Here is an 18,164-nt window from a genome sequence, read left to right as displayed (position 1 = left end):
TGCGTGCAGGGTCAGCCGCCGGGAGCTGAGGCCGCTGATGTGAGACCCGGTGTGACACCGGTTCATAATCGGTCGGGTGATGCGTCTGGCAATTCTCGGTCCTGTTCGTGCATGGCGGCGGGACAAGGAGATCGACCTCGGCTCCCCGCAGCAACGCGGATTGCTCGCGCTGCTCCTTCTGCGTGAAGGGCGGCCAGTGGAGACCGAGGCGATTCTCGACGCCTTGTGGGGTGGGGGAGAGCCTCGAGGAGCTCGGGGCACCATTCGCACGTACGTCTATCGTCTGCGGCCGATCCTGGGCGACGTGGCGACCATCGAGTCAACCGGCAGCGGCTACCGTCTCACGGTTCGTGACGGGCAGATCGACCTGAGCAGGTTCCGTGAGCTGATCGCACAGGCTCACGCGGCGCGCCGCGCCGGCGCCCCGGCACATGCTGCCGATCTCCTGCGCCAGGCCCTCGGCACCTGGCAGGGGCAGGCCCTGTCGGGTGTCCGGGGCCCCTTTTTCGAACTCGAGCGCGACCGGCTGGAGGAGCTGAGGCTGGCCGCCCTGGAGGAAGTGTTCGACCTTGAGCTGCAGGCCGGGGGGCATCCGGGTCTGACGTCCGAGATCCGGGCAGCCGTGCTGGAGCACCCACTGCGAGAACGCCTGCACGAACAGCTCATGCTGTCGTTGTTCCATGCGGGCCGCCGCGCCGAGGCTCTGGCCGCCTATCAACGCACACGGCAGCTTCTGCGTGAAGAACTGGGCGTGGACCCCGGGCCCGCCCTTCGCTCCCTGCACAGCCGCATCCTGCACGGGGGTGACGATCCGCACGCCGTTGTCGACGACGAGCCGGCCTCGGATGCCGCGCCGGTTCCGGCCCAACTCCCGCCAGACTCGGCAGTGTTCACCGGACGCCTCGCAGAGATCGGGGAACTGAGCTCAACACTGCGCAATGCTGCGCACGCTCCAGTCGTCGGCATCACCGGCCTGGGCGGGATGGGCAAGACCGCGCTCGCCGTGCACCTCGCGCATGGCCAGCGCCATCTGTTTCCCGATGGGCAGGTTTTCGCCGACCTCGGCGGTTTCAAGGATCCGGTCGGCCCGCTGGAGGTGCTGGGCCAATTCCTGCGTGCCATCGGGGTGTCGCGGCTGCCGGCGTCCCTGGACGAACGTGCGGCGCTGTGGCGTACGTCAGTGTCCGGGCGCCGCCTGCTGATCATCCTGGACGCGGTATCCAGCAGTGAGCAGGTGCGTCCCCTGCTGCCGGCCTCCCCGGGCTGTGCCGTCATCATGACCGGTCCGCGTCGCATCATCGACCTACCTGGCATCCCCTGGTTGCGTCTGGGCGTTCTGCGGCCTGAGGACGCGTTGCACCTGCTCGCCGCCATATCCGGGACCCGGCGGGTGTTCGCAGAGCGGGAAGCGGCCAGTCGTCTGGTGCAGGCCTGTTCCTACCAGCCGCTCTCGGTGCATGTGGCGGCCGCCCGGCTGGATGCCCGACCGTCGTGGACGATCGACCAGATCCTGGCCCAACTCGAAGACGATCTGCGTCAGCCGGTCGTCATGCACGAAGACTGCAAGATCGTCGACAGACCGTTCCGTGACGCCCAGGCGCGCATGGACGCCTTCCACCGCGACGCCTTCCACCTCGCCGCCGTTCCCGACTGCAGCCGGCTGGACCCCGCCATGGCTGCAGCAGTACTCGATCTGCCGGTCAACGAAGCCACAGCCGTCATGGAAGCCCTCGTCGACGCTCATGTGGTGGAGACCGGTGAGAACGGCGATTACCACTTCCTCGGGCTCGTCAAGGCGTTCGCGCGGCGCCAAGCCCTCAACAGGCTGGGACCTGAGCGCTGCCGGCAAGCGCTGCACCGACTGCTGGACCACTGCCTGGCCGACAAGAACACGGTCGGCGATGAGGACCTGCGTGCGGTACTGGACCAGATCACTGACTTTCCAGTCAGTGCTGCGCAGGAGACCCCGCTGTCGCCGCACTGATCGCTGCACCGGCCCCGCGCGAGGCGACGCACCCGCACACACCCTGGCGAGGCCCGCGGCTGCGTAGGCGAAACGGCACGTCGACGCGCCATCGACGCCACCTCGACACGCGTTCGATGCAATGCACGCATGCTCAATCCCCTCACGCGTGCCGAGCTGGCAGCGCAGATCACCGGGCCCGTACTCGAGCCGGAAGACGAAGGATTCGCCGCTGAGTGCGCCCCCTTCAACCTTGCTGTAACCCACCGCCCCCGCGTCGTTGTCGGCGCCATGAACAGTGCTGACGTGCAGGTCGCCGTTCGCTTCGCAGCGCAGCAGCGTCTGCCGGTCGCCGTCATGGCCACCGGCCATCAGGCGACACTCACGGCCGACGACGCGGTACTCATCACCACTCACCGCATGGCGCAGGTGAGCATCGACCCCGCTTCCCGCACAGCCCGCGTGGCGGCGGGAGCCCGCTGGCAGCAGGTGATCGATGCGGCAACGCCCATGGGGCTCGCCCCGCTCAACGGCTCCTCACCGCTCGTCGGAGTCATCGGCTACACCCTCGGCGGGGGATTGAGCCCCACCATGGGCCGCGCTCTCGGATGGGCAGCCGATCACGTCACCTCCATGGAGGTCGTGACAGCCGACGGTGAGTTGCGTTCCGTCGACGCCGCGTCGGAACCCGATCTGTTCTGGGCGCTGCGCGGCGGCAAGAGCAACTTCGGTGTCGTCACGGCCATGGAGTTCGCCCTCTTTCCGGTGGAACAACTGTGGGCGGGCGGACTCTTCTTCGACGGTGCCGACGCGGAAGCCGTCCTGCACGCCTATGCCAAGGTCACGGCCGGGGCTCCGGACGATCTGAGCTCATCGATTGCCTTGCTGCGTCTGCCGGCACTGCCCGGTGTGCCCGAGTTCCTTGCCGATCGATTCGCCGTGCACGTCCGCATTTCCTGTCTGGGCTCGCCGGCCGAGGCCGCCCGGCTGGTTGCGCCGTTGCGGGCGGCCGCACCTGTCCTCGTGGACACTCTCGGTCCCATGCCGTACGCGTCCTTCGCCGAGATCCACAACGATCCGGCAGATCCGGCACCGTTCATGGAGCGCACCGCGATGCTGCACTCACTGACTGCCGAGGCCGTCGAGGAGATCCTGGCCGCAGCGGGCCCGACGGCCGACTGCCCGGTGCACTTCGTCGAGTTGCGTCACCTCGGCGGCGCTCTGGGCCGGGCGGCGGACAACGCCGTCGGACACCGGGACGCCCGGTTCGCACTCTGGGTCGTGGGTGTCGGGACGCCCGATGCCTTCACCGGGATGAACGCCTACGCCGATGAACTGCTGGAGCGGATGCAGCCCTGGTCCACCGCCGGACGGTACCTGAACTTCATGGCCGCCCACGACACCAGCGCATCCGATGTGCGCGCGGCCTACGACGAAGCCGCCTACCACCGGCTCCGCGGCATCAAGAGGCGCTTCGACCCGGACAACGTCTTCCGCCTGAACCACAACATTCCCCCCGAGGAGCGCCTGACGGCCGACGACAAACTGCAGCTTTTGATCGACCACGCCGCGATCGCAGATGCACTGCACCGCTACGCGGCGGGACTCGACCACGGTGACCCCGATCTGCTCGCCTCGTCACTGACCGAGGACGCCCTGGTCGACCTGACACCGGCCACCAGCAAGATCGGTCTCGACTTCCCCGCGCTCAAGCCGCGCGACACCATCGTGGGAGTCCTCATCCCGGCGGTCGGCCCGCTCGACACCAGCCACGTGATCAGCAACGTCCGCGCCAGCGTGGACGGCGACCACGCCCACGTGAAGTGCTACGCGATGGCCCAGCACTACCTGCCCCAAGATGGCCCGAAGCCGGACCGGACCCGCCACGCACTGATGATGAACCGGTACGACGCGGACTTGACGCGCGACGGGAGCACATGGCGCATCAGCCGGCTGACGATTGACAACGCCTGGTTCGAGGGCGACGCATCCGTCCTGCTTCCCGGCGACTGATCCCGGACGAACCGTCCTACCGGGGTGGCGCCCCGCATACACAGCCGCAGGGCGCCACCCAGGATGCTGCCGCCCCGGCATCACTGCCGCAGCCGAGGTCGCACATTGCTTACTCACCCCACTGGATGAGTACCCCCATGCCTTTCGATGCCCGCACTCCGGAATCCGTTTGGGAGCGTTCTGCGTGTCCACCACCCCTGAGGTGCCTCACCCTCCTCAGCGTTCACACCTCGACAGCGTGCGGGGACGACTTGATGCACTGATGCGGGACTTCCGTCAGGGCGCATGGCAGCCGACCGACCTCGAGCGTCGCTTGGCCGAGCTTCTTGCGCGGTCGGCCGCCGGGACCGGGTCACTTGGCGCGGCCGACGTCCGAGCAGTGATTCGGGAAGGCTCGATGACGGCCATCCATGAGAACGGGGGGCGCTTCGTCGGCCTTCTGGCCGATCTCGTGCCGCTGATCGAGTGGCCCGAACCCTCCGCATTGCACATTGCCGGCCTTGCCCAGGCCTTCACCGAGACGATCGCGCGGACGGCACCGGATCGGCAGGCTGCGCACTCACCGGTAGCGTGCGCCTGTCCGAGCGAGGCGGGCAGCGAGCAGAGGGAAGTACCGCCGCCCCTGTCACCGCCCCGGCGTGAGGACAGCAGACGTCTGCGCTCGGACGCGGCACGCAATCAGACCCGTGTACTGACCGCGGCGGCACGGATCGTGCGGGAGCGTGGACTGTCACACCTCACCATGGAAGCGGTCGCCTCCGCGGCAGGTGTCGGAAAGGGCACCGTCTTTCGGCGGTTCGGTGACCGCGCCGGTCTGTTGCAAGCCCTGTTGCAGCGCTCCGAGGAGACATTTCGGGCCGCTCACCTCAGCGGCTCGGACCGAACCGACAGCCCGGACAAGGCCATCGAGCGGCTTCGCACGTTCGGCGTGGCCGCTATACAGCGTTATGCCACGGAGCTGGAACTGCAGATGGCTGCCGAGCTCTCCCCGGACCAGCGCTACCGACACGCACGTCGCCGCTCGTACCACGAGCGGGTCAGTGTCCTGCTCAGCCTGGCTGCACCGGAAGCGGACGCAGAACTGCTCAGCCATGCTGCGCTGGGTTACCTCGAGCCTGCCCTTCTCTGGCACTTGAGCGAACAGTGCCACCTACCGCTGCAGCGGCTGGAAAGCGGCTGGCTCGAACTGGTCTACAGACTCACCCGCAGAGGCACAGCCCCACACGACGTGACCCGCGAACTGTGATCAGGACCAATCTGCTTGCAGGTAACTGCCGTCTTCTCCATCCGCTCTTCGCCGCACGTCTGACCTCGGTCCAGCAGGTACCGGCGCGGATGCCCCGCCTCCCACACCGACACTGTGCCGTCAGAAGGCGTAGCGCACCCGCAGCCAAGGAGCATGGCCGGTGATGAGGTCGCGCAGGGTCTGCACCGCTTCCGCCTTGATGTGGTTGCGGTAGCGGACGTTGTGCGCGCCGTTCTGGGAGCGCTTGCCCTGTTGCAGGTCGGGCTGCCACAGGACGTCCTCGGCGCGTGGATGCCAGCCAAGGTTGACCTGGTGGAGGTCCTGGTTGTGGGTGAGCATGATGATCTCCGCGGCGGCCTGTCGCTTCACCCGGTCGGGGAGGACGTCGTCGAGCTGTCGCAGGACGCCGGTCCAGTCGTCCTGCCAGCCCGGCCGCAGGACGACGGGGGAGAGGTTGAAGTGGACCTCGTAGCCCGCGTCCACGAAGTCGGCCGCGGCGGCGATGCGGTCGGCCACCGCCGAGGTGCGCAGGTCCAGCAGCCGTGCGTCGGTCGCGGGCATGAGGGAGAACCGGATCCGGGTGCGGCCACGGGGATCCAGCATGAGCAGATCGGGATTGACGAACTTCGTGGCGAAGGACGCCTTGGCGGTCGGCCACTGCCGGAAGGCGGCGATCAGGTCCTCGGTGTTGTCGCAGATGAGCGCGTCCACGGAGCAGTCGCCGTTCTCGCCGATGTCGTACACCCAGGCGGTCTCGTCGCACTGGTTGGGTTCCCGCTTACGGCCCTGGCGCGCGATGTGGCGGCCGACGTGGCCGATGATCTGGTCGATGTTGGTGAAGACGGTGATCGGGTTGGCGTATCCCTTGCGGCGGGGCACGTAGCAGTAGGCGCAGGCCATCGCGCAGCCGTTGGTGGGACCGGGGGCGATGAAGTCGGCGGAGCGTCCGTTGGGCCGGGTGGTCAGCGTCTTGCGCTCGCCCAGTACCAGGGTCTCGCCCTTGACGCGGACCCAGCGCTCGACGTTGTCCTCGTTTCCGTGCAGGCCCGGGATGCGCCAGTGGGAGTCCACCTCGATGACCTGCGCGGCGGGGAAGCGGGCGAGGATCTCGCGGCCCCGGGGGGACGCGGCGGCCGCGGGTTCGGCGTAGACGGCGCGCACCGGCAGCATGGTCCGGGCCGCGGGGGAGTCGCGGAAGCCGGAGGTGGCCGGGGATGTGCTGCCGGCGGGTGGGCCGGCCGCTGTCGGCCCGGTCAGGGCGTCGAGGTCGAACAGGGTGTCGGCGCCGTGTCCGGGGTCGGTGGAGGAGGGTGTCACGCGCGTGTCCCTCCGTCTCCGATGCAGCGGTTCATCCCAATTGTACGGAGTGCGGGGTGGGCGCCGGACCAGGGGCGGGGAGGGTGCCCGTCGGGCCTTTCGCGGGCGTTCGAGCGGCTGCTCCCCGTCGCCGGACACGGCAGCCCCGCCGCGTGTCGACCGGAGTATTCGGTTCTGTGGCTCGGCGCGGCGCATGTCGCCGCCACCGACGGTGGGCCCGTAGTCGGCTCACGGGTTAGGTACGGGCGATCACGGGGCAGGACGTCGTAACCCCCCGGGGCGCAGATCTCCCTTTCGCACCTCCTTTGACGAGAGATACAGGACATGTCTGCTGAAGAAAGCGCGCACCACCCTCCTCGCCGCGTCGGCGTCGTGGCCGAGTCCGGCTCCGGCGAGACGCGGGTCGCGGCGACCCCCGCGACGGCACGGTTGCTGTTGGGCCTCGGCTACGAGGTCGTCGTGGAGTCGGGGGCCGGCGAGGCCTCCGGCTTCGGCGACCAGGCGTACGTCGATGTCGGCGCCGCGATCGCCGAGGCGTGGGAGGCGGACGTCGTCCTGAAGGTGAACGCCCCCACCGAGGCCGAGATCCGGCGGTTGCGCAGGGGCGCGGTCGTGGTCGCCCTGCTGGTCCCGGCGCAGAACCCCGAGCTGCTCCGGGCGCTCGCCGATGCCGGGGTGACGGCCCTGGCGCTCGACGCGGTGCCGCGCATCTCGCGGGCCCAGTCGATGGACGTGCTGTCCTCGATGGCGAACATCGCCGGTTATCGCGCGGTCGTCGAGGCCGCGCACGTCTTCGGGCGGTTCTTCACCGGTCAGGTCACCGCGGCGGGCAAGGTGCCGCCGGCGAAGGTGCTGGTGGCCGGCGCGGGTGTGGCCGGTCTCGCGGCGATCGGCGCCGCCTCCAGCCTCGGGGCGGTCGTGCGTGCCACCGATCCCCGCCCGGAGGTCGCTGACCAGGTGAAGTCGCTGGGCGGCGAGTACCTGCCGGTGAACGCGGACCAGGAGACGAGCACCGACGGCTACGCCAAGGCGACCTCCGCCGACTACGACCGTGCCGCCGCCGAGCTCTACCACCAGCAGGCCCGGGACGTGGACATCGTCATCACCACCGCGCTGATCCCGGGGCGTCCCGCGCCGCGTCTGCTGACGGCCGAGGACTTGGCCGTGATGAAGCCCGGAAGCGTGATCGTCGACATGGCCGCCGCGATGGGCGGCAACGTCGAGGGCACCGTGCCGGGCCGGATCGTGGTGACCGACAACGGTGTGACCCTCATCGGCTACACCGACCTGGCCTCCCGCCTCCCTGCCCAGGCCTCCCAGATGTTCGGCACCAACCTGGTGAACCTGCTGAAACTGCTGACCCCCGGCAAGGACGGCCGTCCGACGATCGACTTCGACGACGTCGTGCAACGCGCGGTGACCGTGGTGCGGGACGGCGACGTCACCTGGCCGCCGCCCCCCGTCGCGGTCTCGGCCGCCCCCGCCGCACCGGCCGCCGCGCCACCCGAGGCACCCGTCCCGGACCGGTCACGACTGACGCCTGTCCGGCGTTTCGGCCTGATCGGGCTCGGGATGCTCGCGATGTTCCTGCTGGTGGCCTTCGCACCGGCCCAACTCGCCGGCAACTTCACCGTGTTCGCACTGGCGGTGGTGATCGGCTACTACGTCATCGGCAAGGTGCACCACGCGCTGCACACCCCGTTGATGTCGGTGACCAACGCGATCTCGGGGATCGTCGTGATCGGAGCCCTGCTGCAGCTCGGGCACGAGAGCCGGATCGTCACCGCGCTGTCCTTCGTGGCGATCCTGCTGACGAGCGTCAACATCTTCGGAGGCTTCGCCGTCACCCGCCGCATGCTGTCCATGTTCTCGAAAGGCTGAGCCGAGATGACCTCCCTGACGGCCTCCCACGCGGCCGACCTGGTCGCCGCCCTGCTGTTCATCCTCAGCCTGGCCGGTCTGTCCCAGCACCGCACCTCCCGCGCCGGCGTCGTCTACGGCATCGCCGGCATGGGTCTCGCCCTGGTGGCCACCGTGGTGGTCGCGGCGCAGAGCATCAGCGCCGGAGCGGTCGCGCTGATCGTGCTGGCGATGGCCCTCGGCGCGGCCATCGGCCTGTTGCGGGCTCGACGCGTCGAGATGACGCAGATGCCCGAACTCATCGCCGTCCTGCACAGCTTCGTCGGCCTGGCCGCGGTGCTGGTGGGCTGGAACAGCTACCTGGAGGTGGAGCACCACGGTGCGGCGCAGGACCTGATCGGCGCCGATCTGCTGCGCATCCACCACGTCGAGGTGTTCATCGGCATCTTCATCGGCGCGGTCACCTTCACCGGCTCGATCGTCGCGTTCCTGAAGCTGTCGGAGCGCATCAAGTCACGGCCGCTGATGCTGCCGGGCAAGAACGCCCTGAACGTCGGGGCGCTTGTGGCGTTCGTCGCGCTGACCGTGTGGTTCACGATCAGCCCGAACCTGCCCCTGATGATCGCGGTGACCGCCCTGGCCATGGCGCTCGGCTGGCACCTGGTCGCCTCCATCGGCGGCGGCGACATGCCCGTCGTCGTCTCCATGCTGAACAGCTACTCGGGCTGGGCGGCGGCCGCGTCCGGTTTCCTTCTCGACAACAACCTGCTCATCGTCACCGGCGCGCTGGTGGGCTCCTCGGGTGCCTACCTGTCGTACATCATGTGCAAGGCGATGAACCGGTCCTTCCCCTCCGTCATCGCGGGCGGTTTCGGCATCGAGGCGCCGTCCGGAGACGCGCAGGAGCAGGGCGAGCACCGCGAAGTGCGGGCGGCCGAGGTGGCCGAGATGCTCGTGCAGGCCCACTCGGTGATCATCGCCCCCGGATACGGCATGGCCGTCGCCCAGGCCCAGCATCCCGTCGCCGAGCTGACGCGGCGGTTGCGCGAGCGGGGTGTCGAGGTCCGCTTCGGCGTCCATCCGGTCGCCGGGCGTCTGCCCGGCCACATGAACGTGCTGCTGGCCGAGGCGAAGGTGCCCTACGACATCGTCCTGGAGATGGACGAGATCAACGACGACTTCGGCGGCACCTCGGTCGTGCTGGTCATCGGCGCGAACGACACCGTGAACCCGGCCGCGACCGACGACCCGGCGAGTCCGATCGCCGGGATGCCGGTGCTGCGGGTCTGGGAGGCCGAGCAGGTCGTCGTCTTCAAACGCTCCATGGCCTCCGGTTATGCGGGTGTGCAGAACCCGCTGTTCTTCCGGGAGAACAGCAGCATGCTGTTCGGCGACGCCAAACAGAGCGTGGAGGAGATCCTGCGCGCACTGGGCACCGACAGCCGGCCCGATACGGCGCCGGCGGCGCGGCAGTCGACGGTGTCCAGCCGCTGAGGGTCCGCTCGTTTCCCGCGGCTCCGCTGAAGCGCGGAGGTGCGGGAGCCCGGTCGGCGAGATCCGGCGGTGCGGGTCCGGCGGTTCGGATCCTGAGGTGCGGGTCCGGCCACTGCGGCAGCGGCGCCCGCACCCCCACCCGCACCCCCCACCCGCGACCCCGCTCAGGCGGACCCGGAGCGACGATCACGGAAGAGGGCGCTGCGGATCGCTCTGCGCTGGCTCGCGGTGGTGTCGCCCCAGACGCCGTCCGTCTCGCCGTGGCGGACGGCCCAGTCACGGCAGGCGAGCAGCACCGGGCAGCGACGGCACACCGCCCGGGCCCGCGCCGTCGCGGTGTCCGTCTCCACCAGGGGAAAGAACAGTTCGGGGTCCTCGCCCACGCACAGCGCCCGGCCGCGCCAAGCGGAACGATGATTCTTGATCGAGGGTGTACGAGCCATACCGCACCTCCGCGGTCCGACCAGGGCACAGGTGTGAACGCGGCTGGAGAGCCACGGTCCCGGCAGAGGTGCACAGCATCTTAGGCCGCGTGGCCGACAGAAGGCCATAGGGGATATTCAGGGCATTGCGGCTACGGACTTCGGGGCTGCTGAGCCGCTGTCGCGAGGGTCGTGCGTGGAGCTTCCGGCCCGCGGACGGCTTGGCGGTGTCCTCCGCGTCAGCCGGGTCCCCGGTGGGCTCCGTCCGGGTGCTGTTAAGTGTTCATGTCAGTCCAGGCCGAGTCGCGACTCGAAACTTGGCCGAAAACGTACCCTGCCAGGCCGGGGCATGTGCCCTGGGGCGAGGCAACGCGCCTGCTCACCACTGCGGATCGCGGGACTCCGCATGTACTTGATCCACCCGAATCAGGCAAAGGTGCATACCACAAGCACCAATGAGGAAGGCTGTTTCCCGACTAAGTGAACTCGTGTGCAGGATGGGGGCGTTGATGCGCTTCCGCCACTCAAAAGGGTGACTAGCATGAGCGGCACGCGTGAGCCGGAAGGGCGCCGTCCGTGATCGGTCGCCCTTCGGAACGCCGACGACGCGCAGTCGTCCACCTTCTGCTCGTACGAACCGAGGGACCGCGGAATGCCAGTGCCTGCTCGCTCCCGTCAGCGTCGACGTGGGAAAGGGGCGAGTTCCACTCCGGCCGTGTTCCCGATCGTGCTGCTCGCGGCGGCGGGTGCCGCCGTCGTCGCCGCCGTTCTCGCTCCCGCGGCAGCCCGCTCCTGGGTGCTCGGCACGGTGATCACCGCCTGGTGCTGTCTCGCCGTCGTCACCGGCATCGCCGCCTACCTGCTGCGTCGAGTCCGTCGGCAGGCGGCAGCCCGGGACAGCGAGCTCGGGATGACCAAGGACAACTGGAAGAAGCAGGGCACCGAGGTCGCCCAGCTCGTCAACGTGGGTCTGCCGGGCGTCGCGCAGCATCTGAACGGCGGCGCGAGCGCCGAGGAAGCCGTCGCCCGGGTCGCCACCCCGTCCGACCCGCAACTGCGCCAGATACTGGACACCTTCGCCGTGGCACTCGGTGACTCGGTGGCACGGGCCGTCACCGCCGAGACCGAGCTGCGCATCATGCGCAGCGAACTGGCCAAGGGCAGGACGGAACTCGAGCGCCTGACCGAGGAGACACTGCCCGCCGCGGTGGCCCTGCTGCGGGAAGGCAGCTCCGGCAACACCGTCCTCACCAAGTTCGACTGGCCGCAGAACCCCCTGGTCCGGAACACGGCCGAGTGGTTCGTCCGCGAACTCGCCTACAGCGAACGGCGTTCCGCCGCTGCCCAGGTCGCCTCCGCGAAGGCGCTGAGCCGGGTCCAGTCCAAGACCGTCGCGATGCTGGCCGATCTGCGCGAGATGCAGGACCGGCACGGCCAGGACGTCCTCGGCGACCTGCTGCGCCTGGACCACAGCACCTCGCAGCTCGGTCTCATGACGGACCGGCTGGCCCTCCTGATGGGCGGCCGCTCCAGCCGCGTCTGGAACAAGCCGATCGTCATGGAGAGCATCCTGCGCGGCGCTGTCGGCCGTATCGCCGCCTACCGCCGGGTGCGGCTGCACTCCTCCAGCAAGGCGTCGATCGCGGGCTTCGCGGCCGAGGGCGTGATGCACCTGCTCGCCGAACTCATGGACAACGCCGCGAACTTCTCGCCGCCCATCGACGAGGTCCACGTCTACGTGGAGGAACGCAGCGCCGGTCTCGTCGTCACCATCGAGGACAGCGGCCTGAAGATGTCGGACGCCGCGATGCGCCGTGCCGAGGAGTCCGTGTCCGGCCGGGTCACCGACCTCGCCTCACTGCAGGGCACCCGGCTCGGCCTGACCGTGGTGGGACGGCTCGCCGAGCGGTACGGCATCAGCGTCAACTACCGGCCCTCCTCACGCGGCGGCACCGGCGTCGTCGTCCTGCTGCCCCAGCAGCTCCTGGCCCAGCAGCGCGAGCCCGTCGTCGAGCGTTCCCGGCGCAGCGCGGAGATCCCCGCCGTGCCGGCACCCGCCGTCGAGGCCGACGAGACGCCGGCCCCGCGCGCACTGCCGGCCGCGTCCGTGGAACCGGTCGCGACCCCGGAGGCGGCGCCCACGCCCGGCGCCGACGCCCCGGACGACCGTGCCGCGGCCACCGGCAACACCCTGCCCGTGCGTGCCCCCGGCCGTACGATGGCCGCCGCCGAGCGCGCCCGGCAGAAGCCGGCGGCCACCCCGACGCCCTCGGCCGAGCCGGGTGAGACGGCGCCCGCCCGCGATGCCGGAAGCAGCTTCGGCGCCTTCCACCGTGGCCGTCACGGCGGTGGCACACCCGGCGACTCCGTCAGCCCTCCCGATGACGGGCACGAGTCCGCGGACGAGTGAGCCGCGAACTCCGCACCCTTCGGCCTGCGCACCCCGCACGGGCAACACCCCACACCCAGCATCTCGTCGCCGTATTCGATGGATTGGAGGAACGGGCCGGGTGACCGTCGACCGGTCACAACCCGTCCCGATCACCATGGAGACCACTGACAACAGCCTCACCTGGCTCCTGATGAACCTCTTGGAGCGCACCCCGGGCACGCGCCACGCGCTCGTCCTGTCGCGGGACGGCCTGAAGCTGTGCTGGACGGAGCACATGACGCTCGACCAGGCCGACCAGCTCGCGGCCATCTGCTCCGGCATCCAGGCCCTCGCGCAGGGCGCCTCCGTCGAGTTCGGGGACGGATCGGGTGGGGTGCGGCACTCCATGACCGAGTTCCACGGCGGCCTGCTGTTCATCGTGGAGGCGGGTGAGGGCGCGCATCTGGCAGTCGTCGCCCAGGAGGACGCCGACCCGGGAGTCGTCGGTCACCAGATGACGGAACTCGTCGAGCAGATCGGCGAGCATCTGCGGGCCGAGCCGCGCACGCCCGCCGGCCGGGGTACCCGCGCGTGATCCGCAAACCAGTGGACGTCGGGGACCCCGACCGGCTCTATACGGTCACCGGCGGGCGCAGCACGGCCGACGACTCGTTCGACCTGGTGACGCTGATCGTCAGCGAGAGCGAACCGAGCACCGGCATGCAGTCGGAGCACGTGCGGATCCTCGAGCTGTGCCGCCACCCCACGGCACTGGTGGAGATCTCCGCCGAGCTGAAGCTGCCCGTCACGGTCGCCCGCATCCTCGTGGGCGACCTCCACGACATGGGCAAGGTCAGCGCCCGTCATCCCCGCGCCGCCGACTCCGTCGCGTCGCTTCCCGAAACCGCCTTGCTCCAGGAGGTCCTCAATGGGCTCCGCAACCTCTGAGCTCCCCTCCCAGCGCACGCCGCTGGCCGATGCCGCCGAGACCGGTCTGAAGATCGTCGTGGTGGGCGGGTTCGGGGCCGGCAAGACCACCCTGGTCCGTTCGGTGAGTGAGATCCGCCCGCTGAACACCGAAGAGCTGATGACGCAGGCGGGGCAGGGCGTCGACGAGACGGCCGGTGTGGAGGGCAAGACGACCACCACCGTCGCGTTCGACTTCGGCCGTATCAGTCTCAACGAGCGGATGGTGCTCTACCTGTTCGGGGCGCCGGGCCAGGAGCGGTTCTGGTTCCTGTGGGACCGCCTGTTCTCCGGGACGCTGGGCGCGGTCGTCCTCGTCGACACGCGCCGCATGGAGGACTGCTGGTACGCGATAGACCGGCTCGAACACCACAAGACCCCGTTCGTGGTGGCCGTGAACCGCTTCGACGGCGACGAGAACCGCTACTCGCTCGAGCAGATCCGCACGGCCCTCGCGCTGGGCGCGCATGTGCCGATGGTCGACTGCGACGCCCGGGTCAGGTCCTCGGGCAAGGAGGTCCTCATCGCCCTCGTGGACCACCTCTACTCAATCGCACTGTCCCAGGAGAGCACACCGTGAGCGATCCCACCGGCTCCCCGTCCGCGGCCACCCCGCCGCCCGGCTGCCCCGCACACGACGCCGCGGTGCAACTGAGCGGCCTGGAGTACCAGCAGACTCCCTCCCAGATGTACCGCTCGATGCGCCGGGAGCACGGCCCGGTCGCGCCGGTGCTGCTCGACAACGACATCCCGGCCTGGCTCGTCCTCGGCTATCCCGAGGTCTGCTACGTGACCAGTCACGACGAACTGTTCGCGCGGGACTCGCGGCGCTGGAACCAGTGGGACCACATCCCGGCGGACTGGCCGCTCCTGCCGTTCGTCGGCTACCAGCCGTCCGTCCTGTTCACCGAGGGGGCGGAGCACCAGCGCCGGGCGGGTGTGATCACCCAGGCGCTGGAGGGCGTGGACCAGTTCGAGCTGGCCCGCGAGTGCGAGCTGATCGCCGGTCAACTGATCTCCGCGTTCTCCGGGAGCGGCGAGGCCGAGCTGATGAGCGCGTACGCGCACGCGTTGCCGGCCCGTGCCGTGCTGTGGATGTGCGGGATGCCGCAGGACAGCACCGACACCGAGCAGCTCGTCGACGACCTGAGGATCTCGCTGGACGCCGGTGAGGGCGACGACCCGGTGGCGGCGTACATGCGGGTCGGCGAGCGGATCACGCATCTGGTGAAGGAGAAGCGGGAGCGGCCCGGTCCGGACGTCACGTCCCGGATGGTCGAGGACCCGGCCGGACTCAGCGACGAGGAGATCGTGCAGGACCTGATCTCCGTCATCGCGGCGGCGCAGCAGCCGACCGCCAACTGGATCTGCAACACCCTGCGACTCCTGCTCACCGACGAGCGCTTCGCGCTGAACGTCTCCGGCGGCCGGGTCAGCGTGGGAGACGCGCTGAACGAGGTGCTCTGGCTGGACACTCCGACGCAGAACTTCATCGGCCGCTGGGCCGTGCGCGACACCCAGCTCGGCGGGCGTCTCATCCGCGAGGGGGACTGCCTCGTGCTGGGCCTCGCGGCCGCCAACACCGACCCCCAGATCTGGCCCGAGTCGCACGTGGGCGCGGAGAACTCGGCGCACCTGTCCTTCAGCAACGGCGAGCACCGCTGCCCTTATCCCGCGCCGCTGCTGGCGGACGTCATGGCCCGTACGGCGGTGGAGACGCTCCTGGAGCGACTCCCGGACCTGGTTCTGGCGGTCGAGCCCGAGGAACTGACCTGGCGTCCGTCGATCTGGATGCGCGGACTGAACTCCCTGCCCGTGCAGTTCACTCCGGCGGTGCAGTAGCCGTCCTGCGCCGCCGCCCTGTCCCCGCGATCCGTGGATCTGCGGGGGCGGGCGGTGGCGGGAACAGCCGTGCGGGGGAACGGTGTTCAGTCGCCCGTCGGGGTGAAGCGCACCGGCAGTGCCTGCGGGCCACGGGTGAAGACGCCCTGCTCGACCGGGTCGAACCCGTCGGCGAGACGAAGGTCGGGCATCGCGTCGAGGAGATGGTTCACGCCGGTCTCGACCTCCGCCTTGGCGAGGAGCGCGCCGACACAGAAGTGGCGGCCGAGCGCGAAGGCCAGGTGGTCGGCGGCGGCCGAGAAGGCCGACGTGGTGGTGAGGTCGTCGCGGAAGATGTCGAACCGGTCGGGCTCGCGGTAGCGCTGCTCGTCCCGGTTGGCGGCGCCGATCAGACACGTCACGGTCGCACCGGCCGGGATCGTGCCCCCGCTGACCTCGACCTCGGTGGCCGACTGCCGCATGATCATGTGCACGGGCGGGGTGTAGCGCAGCGTCTCGGCGAAGGCCGCGGGTATCAGGCGGCGATCCGCGCGGACCGCCGCCAACTGGTCGGGATGCGCCAGCAGGTTGGCCAGGATGCTGGCGATCGCCTTGTCGGTGGTCTCCCCGCCGGCCGCGAGCAGCAGGCTGCAGAACGCCTTGATGTCCTCGTCGCTCATGCGCACGCCGTCGACCTCGGCGGCGCACAGGGCGGACAGCAGGTCTTCTCCCGGGCGCTCACGCCGCTCGCGGATGATGGGGATCATGTACTCGGCGAACTCGACCCGGGTGCGCTCGCCCGCCGCCGTCACCTCCGGGTCGCCGGCGAGGTTGCCGAGGAAGGCGATCACGGTGGTGTACCAGCCGTGGAAGCGGGCGTGGTCGGCCTTGTCGAGGCCCAGCATGTCCGCGATGACATTGACCGGAAAACGAGTGGCGTAGTCGCTGACGATGTCGGCGGACCCGGTGCGTCTGAAGGCGTCGATGAGTTCGCGGGAGTTGCGCTCGATGACCGGCATGAACTTCTCCTGCAGGTCGCTGCCGCGGAACGCCGGTGCGACCAGCGCCCGGCGCACGGCGTGCTCGCGACCACTGAGCTGCAGGATCGTCTTGCCGTGGACCGGCTCGAGCTGCCAGTTGTAGTTGTCGGTCGTGAACTCCGCCTTCTTGTCCTTGAAGACGCGCTCCACATCCTCGTAGCGGGAGATGATGTAGCTCTGGGTGGCCTCGTGCCAGATCAGAGGGTCTTTCTCCCGCATCGCCGCGTAGGCGGGGTAGGGGTCCTTGGCGAACTCGGGCGACAGGATGTCAGGTACCTGCTCGGCGGTGGACACGCGACTCCTCAACGGTAGATGCCTGTGCTGTGCACCAGATTAATGATCTTCCAGTGGCTCAAACAGGCCAGTCCTGGCCGAAGTTGAGCGGACCAGCAAGTCGAGGGCTGGACGGCGAGGACGCGGCGGGCGCTCGGCAGACGGCAGAGGCCGTGCCTTCGCCTCGGTGGGCGTCCGTCGGGGTGCCGCGGAGATCTCGGCGTGAACGGACCGGCGCGCCTGAGAGAACCGATCCTCATTCCCGTGAGAATCGTAGAGAAACCAGGGAAATCCGGTGCGTGTTCTTGCATTCGCCGGGCATCAGGAGCGACGGAGGTTGATAACTATGGTTCCCCTGCTTGTTGTTCTTCTGCTGGCTCTGCTCCTCTTCGGTGCTGGTTTCGCGCTGAAGGCACTGTGGTGGCTCGCCGTCATCGTGCTGGTGGTCTGGCTGCTGGGCTTCGTCATGCGCTCCGCCGACGCGGGCGGCCGTAAGGGACGCTGGTATCGCTGGTAATCCGCCCGACGAACGGCGTGTGTGTGGGCCCCTGAATAGGTCAGGGGCCCACAGGCATGTTCAGGGGTTGTATTACGGCGAGCTGTGAAATTACGGCATTCTCGGAGGCCGGACCTGTGACCGTGGTCCTGGCGTGAGGCTGGGACTGGTGCGCGGAACGTCGGAGGTCACGGCCGGGTTCGTCCGGCCGTGACCTCCGAGGGTGTGGCTGCGAGGGCGCTCAGGAGCTGACGATCTTGCGCACGTTGTCGACAGAACCGCAGCCCGACTTCAGTTGACGCTCGCGCTCCTCCAGGAACGCCTCGCCCAGTTCCTCGCGGCGCTCCATGGCCACGTTCTCGCGGGCACCGTTCAAGATGGTGCGCTCCTCCTCGTCGGCGTGGTGCGTGACCGCCTGCACGAGTTCTTCCAGCTTCTCGTCCCACTCCTCGGAGCCGACCTCATCGACTTCCAGGAGTTCCAGGAGCGCCTTGTTGCCCTCCTCGTGCTCCTCCTCGCCGTGTTCCACCTCGTCGTCGTCGATCTTCTTGTAGCGCTTGAGGGCGGGATACACCTTCGCCTCTTCCGCCAAAGCGTGCGCGATCAGCAGATCGGAGAATTCCTGAAGAGCGGTGGCGCGGTCGGCTTCCACGCTCCGCATCAGACGAAAGAGATCCTCCATCTTCCGGTGGTCCTGGAGAATGAGTTCAACGACGTCTCGTGTCTGCGCCATGGGGGTAGGCATCACTTTCGTGCGAGGGACCTTGCAGGAATCCGGTTACCCCGTCCTGCGGTGTTCAGCACGGGCCTGATCGGATGACGAGGAGTTGCAAAACGATCACGGCGAGTTCGTGGTGGTCGCGCTGCGGGCTTCATGACGTA

Annotated in this window: 15 protein-coding genes; 11 read left to right on the top strand and 4 right to left on the bottom strand. The window is 69.1% G+C overall.

Translation table 11 applies throughout. The features are described 5' to 3' along the window. Window positions 1-79: 79 nt before the first annotated feature. The 3 genes from ACZ66S_RS34575 (at window position 80) to ACZ66S_RS34565 (ending at window position 5,222) form a co-directional block, all read left to right on the top strand. Window positions 80-1,984, top strand: coding sequence for an AfsR/SARP family transcriptional regulator (locus ACZ66S_RS34575; RefSeq protein WP_469905621.1), 1,905 nt, complete (start codon window positions 80-82; stop codon window positions 1,982-1,984). Between the two features lie 129 nt (window positions 1,985-2,113). Beyond that, a complete protein-coding gene (locus ACZ66S_RS34570) occupies window positions 2,114-3,976 on the top strand; it encodes a nuclear transport factor 2 family protein (protein ID WP_469905508.1) in 1,863 nt (620 codons plus the stop codon). A 184-nt stretch (window positions 3,977-4,160) separates the two neighbouring features. Further along, a complete protein-coding gene (locus ACZ66S_RS34565) occupies window positions 4,161-5,222 on the top strand; it encodes a TetR/AcrR family transcriptional regulator (protein ID WP_469905507.1) in 1,062 nt (353 codons plus the stop codon). A gap of 120 nt (window positions 5,223-5,342) precedes the next feature. On the opposite strand, the gene ACZ66S_RS34560 is transcribed toward ACZ66S_RS34565, so the two are convergent. Further along, the gene (locus tag ACZ66S_RS34560) at window positions 5,343-6,539 is read right to left on the bottom strand and encodes a spore photoproduct lyase family protein (RefSeq protein WP_469905506.1); all 1,197 of its coding nucleotides are present in this window, start codon (window positions 6,537-6,539) and stop codon (window positions 5,343-5,345) included. 324 nt (window positions 6,540-6,863) lie between these two features. On the opposite strand from ACZ66S_RS34560, the gene ACZ66S_RS34555 reads away from it, so the two are divergent. Both ACZ66S_RS34555 and pntB read left to right on the top strand, forming a co-directional pair. Beyond that, entirely contained in the window at window positions 6,864-8,420 is a 1,557-nt protein-coding gene (locus tag ACZ66S_RS34555) for a Re/Si-specific NAD(P)(+) transhydrogenase subunit alpha (RefSeq protein ID WP_469905505.1), read from the top strand. A gap of 6 nt (window positions 8,421-8,426) precedes the next feature. Then, window positions 8,427-9,893, top strand: a complete 1,467-nt coding sequence (gene pntB, locus ACZ66S_RS34550) for a Re/Si-specific NAD(P)(+) transhydrogenase subunit beta (protein WP_469905504.1) — start codon at window positions 8,427-8,429, stop codon at window positions 9,891-9,893. 164 nt (window positions 9,894-10,057) lie between these two features. Here pntB and ACZ66S_RS34545 read toward each other — a convergent pair whose 3' ends face one another. Beyond that, entirely contained in the window at window positions 10,058-10,336 is a 279-nt protein-coding gene (locus ACZ66S_RS34545) for a WhiB family transcriptional regulator (protein ID WP_469905503.1), read from the bottom strand. Between the two features lie 694 nt (window positions 10,337-11,030). On the opposite strand from ACZ66S_RS34545, the gene ACZ66S_RS34540 reads away from it, so the two are divergent. The 5 genes from ACZ66S_RS34540 (at window position 11,031) to ACZ66S_RS34520 (ending at window position 15,494) form a co-directional block, all read left to right on the top strand. After that, window positions 11,031-12,725, top strand: a complete 1,695-nt coding sequence (locus ACZ66S_RS34540; RefSeq protein ID WP_469905502.1) for a sensor histidine kinase — start codon at window positions 11,031-11,033, stop codon at window positions 12,723-12,725. A gap of 136 nt (window positions 12,726-12,861) precedes the next feature. After that, window positions 12,862-13,281 (top strand): roadblock/LC7 domain-containing protein, encoded by a 420-nt coding sequence (locus ACZ66S_RS34535; protein ID WP_469905620.1) that lies wholly within the window; start codon window positions 12,862-12,864, stop codon window positions 13,279-13,281. Further along, complete coding sequence (locus ACZ66S_RS34530) at window positions 13,278-13,634, top strand: DUF742 domain-containing protein (protein WP_053846597.1); 357 nt, start codon at window positions 13,278-13,280, stop codon at window positions 13,632-13,634. The genes ACZ66S_RS34535 and ACZ66S_RS34530 overlap by 4 nt, the downstream gene beginning before the upstream one ends. After that, window positions 13,615-14,232 carry a GTP-binding protein gene (locus ACZ66S_RS34525; protein ID WP_469905501.1) on the top strand — a complete coding sequence of 206 codons (618 nt, stop codon included), beginning with the start codon at window positions 13,615-13,617 and terminating at the stop codon, window positions 14,230-14,232. Before ACZ66S_RS34530 ends, ACZ66S_RS34525 begins: the two co-directional genes overlap by 20 nt. After that, window positions 14,229-15,494: a cytochrome P450 gene (locus ACZ66S_RS34520; RefSeq protein WP_469905500.1), complete on the top strand. Its 1,266-nt coding sequence runs from the start codon at window positions 14,229-14,231 to the stop codon at window positions 15,492-15,494. Before ACZ66S_RS34525 ends, ACZ66S_RS34520 begins: the two co-directional genes overlap by 4 nt. Before the next feature lie 86 nt (window positions 15,495-15,580). Here ACZ66S_RS34520 and ACZ66S_RS34515 read toward each other — a convergent pair whose 3' ends face one another. After that, window positions 15,581-16,807 carry a cytochrome P450 gene (locus ACZ66S_RS34515; RefSeq protein ID WP_469905499.1) on the bottom strand — a complete coding sequence of 409 codons (1,227 nt, stop codon included), beginning with the start codon at window positions 16,805-16,807 and terminating at the stop codon, window positions 15,581-15,583. Between the two features lie 325 nt (window positions 16,808-17,132). Between ACZ66S_RS34515 and ACZ66S_RS34510 the strand changes: the two genes are divergently transcribed. After that, window positions 17,133-17,303, top strand: a complete 171-nt coding sequence (locus ACZ66S_RS34510; RefSeq protein WP_037706792.1) for a hypothetical protein — start codon at window positions 17,133-17,135, stop codon at window positions 17,301-17,303. Window positions 17,304-17,523: 220 nt separating this feature from the next. Here ACZ66S_RS34510 and ACZ66S_RS34505 read toward each other — a convergent pair whose 3' ends face one another. Continuing rightward, window positions 17,524-18,015, bottom strand: a complete 492-nt coding sequence (locus tag ACZ66S_RS34505) for a hemerythrin domain-containing protein (protein ID WP_469905498.1) — start codon at window positions 18,013-18,015, stop codon at window positions 17,524-17,526. Window positions 18,016-18,164 lie beyond the last annotated feature (149 nt).

This window comes from Streptomyces sp. NPDC107471, assembly GCF_055582845.1.
The sequence above is the reverse complement of the archived record's forward strand: the minus strand, read 5'-3'. Positions and strand labels throughout refer to the sequence as shown.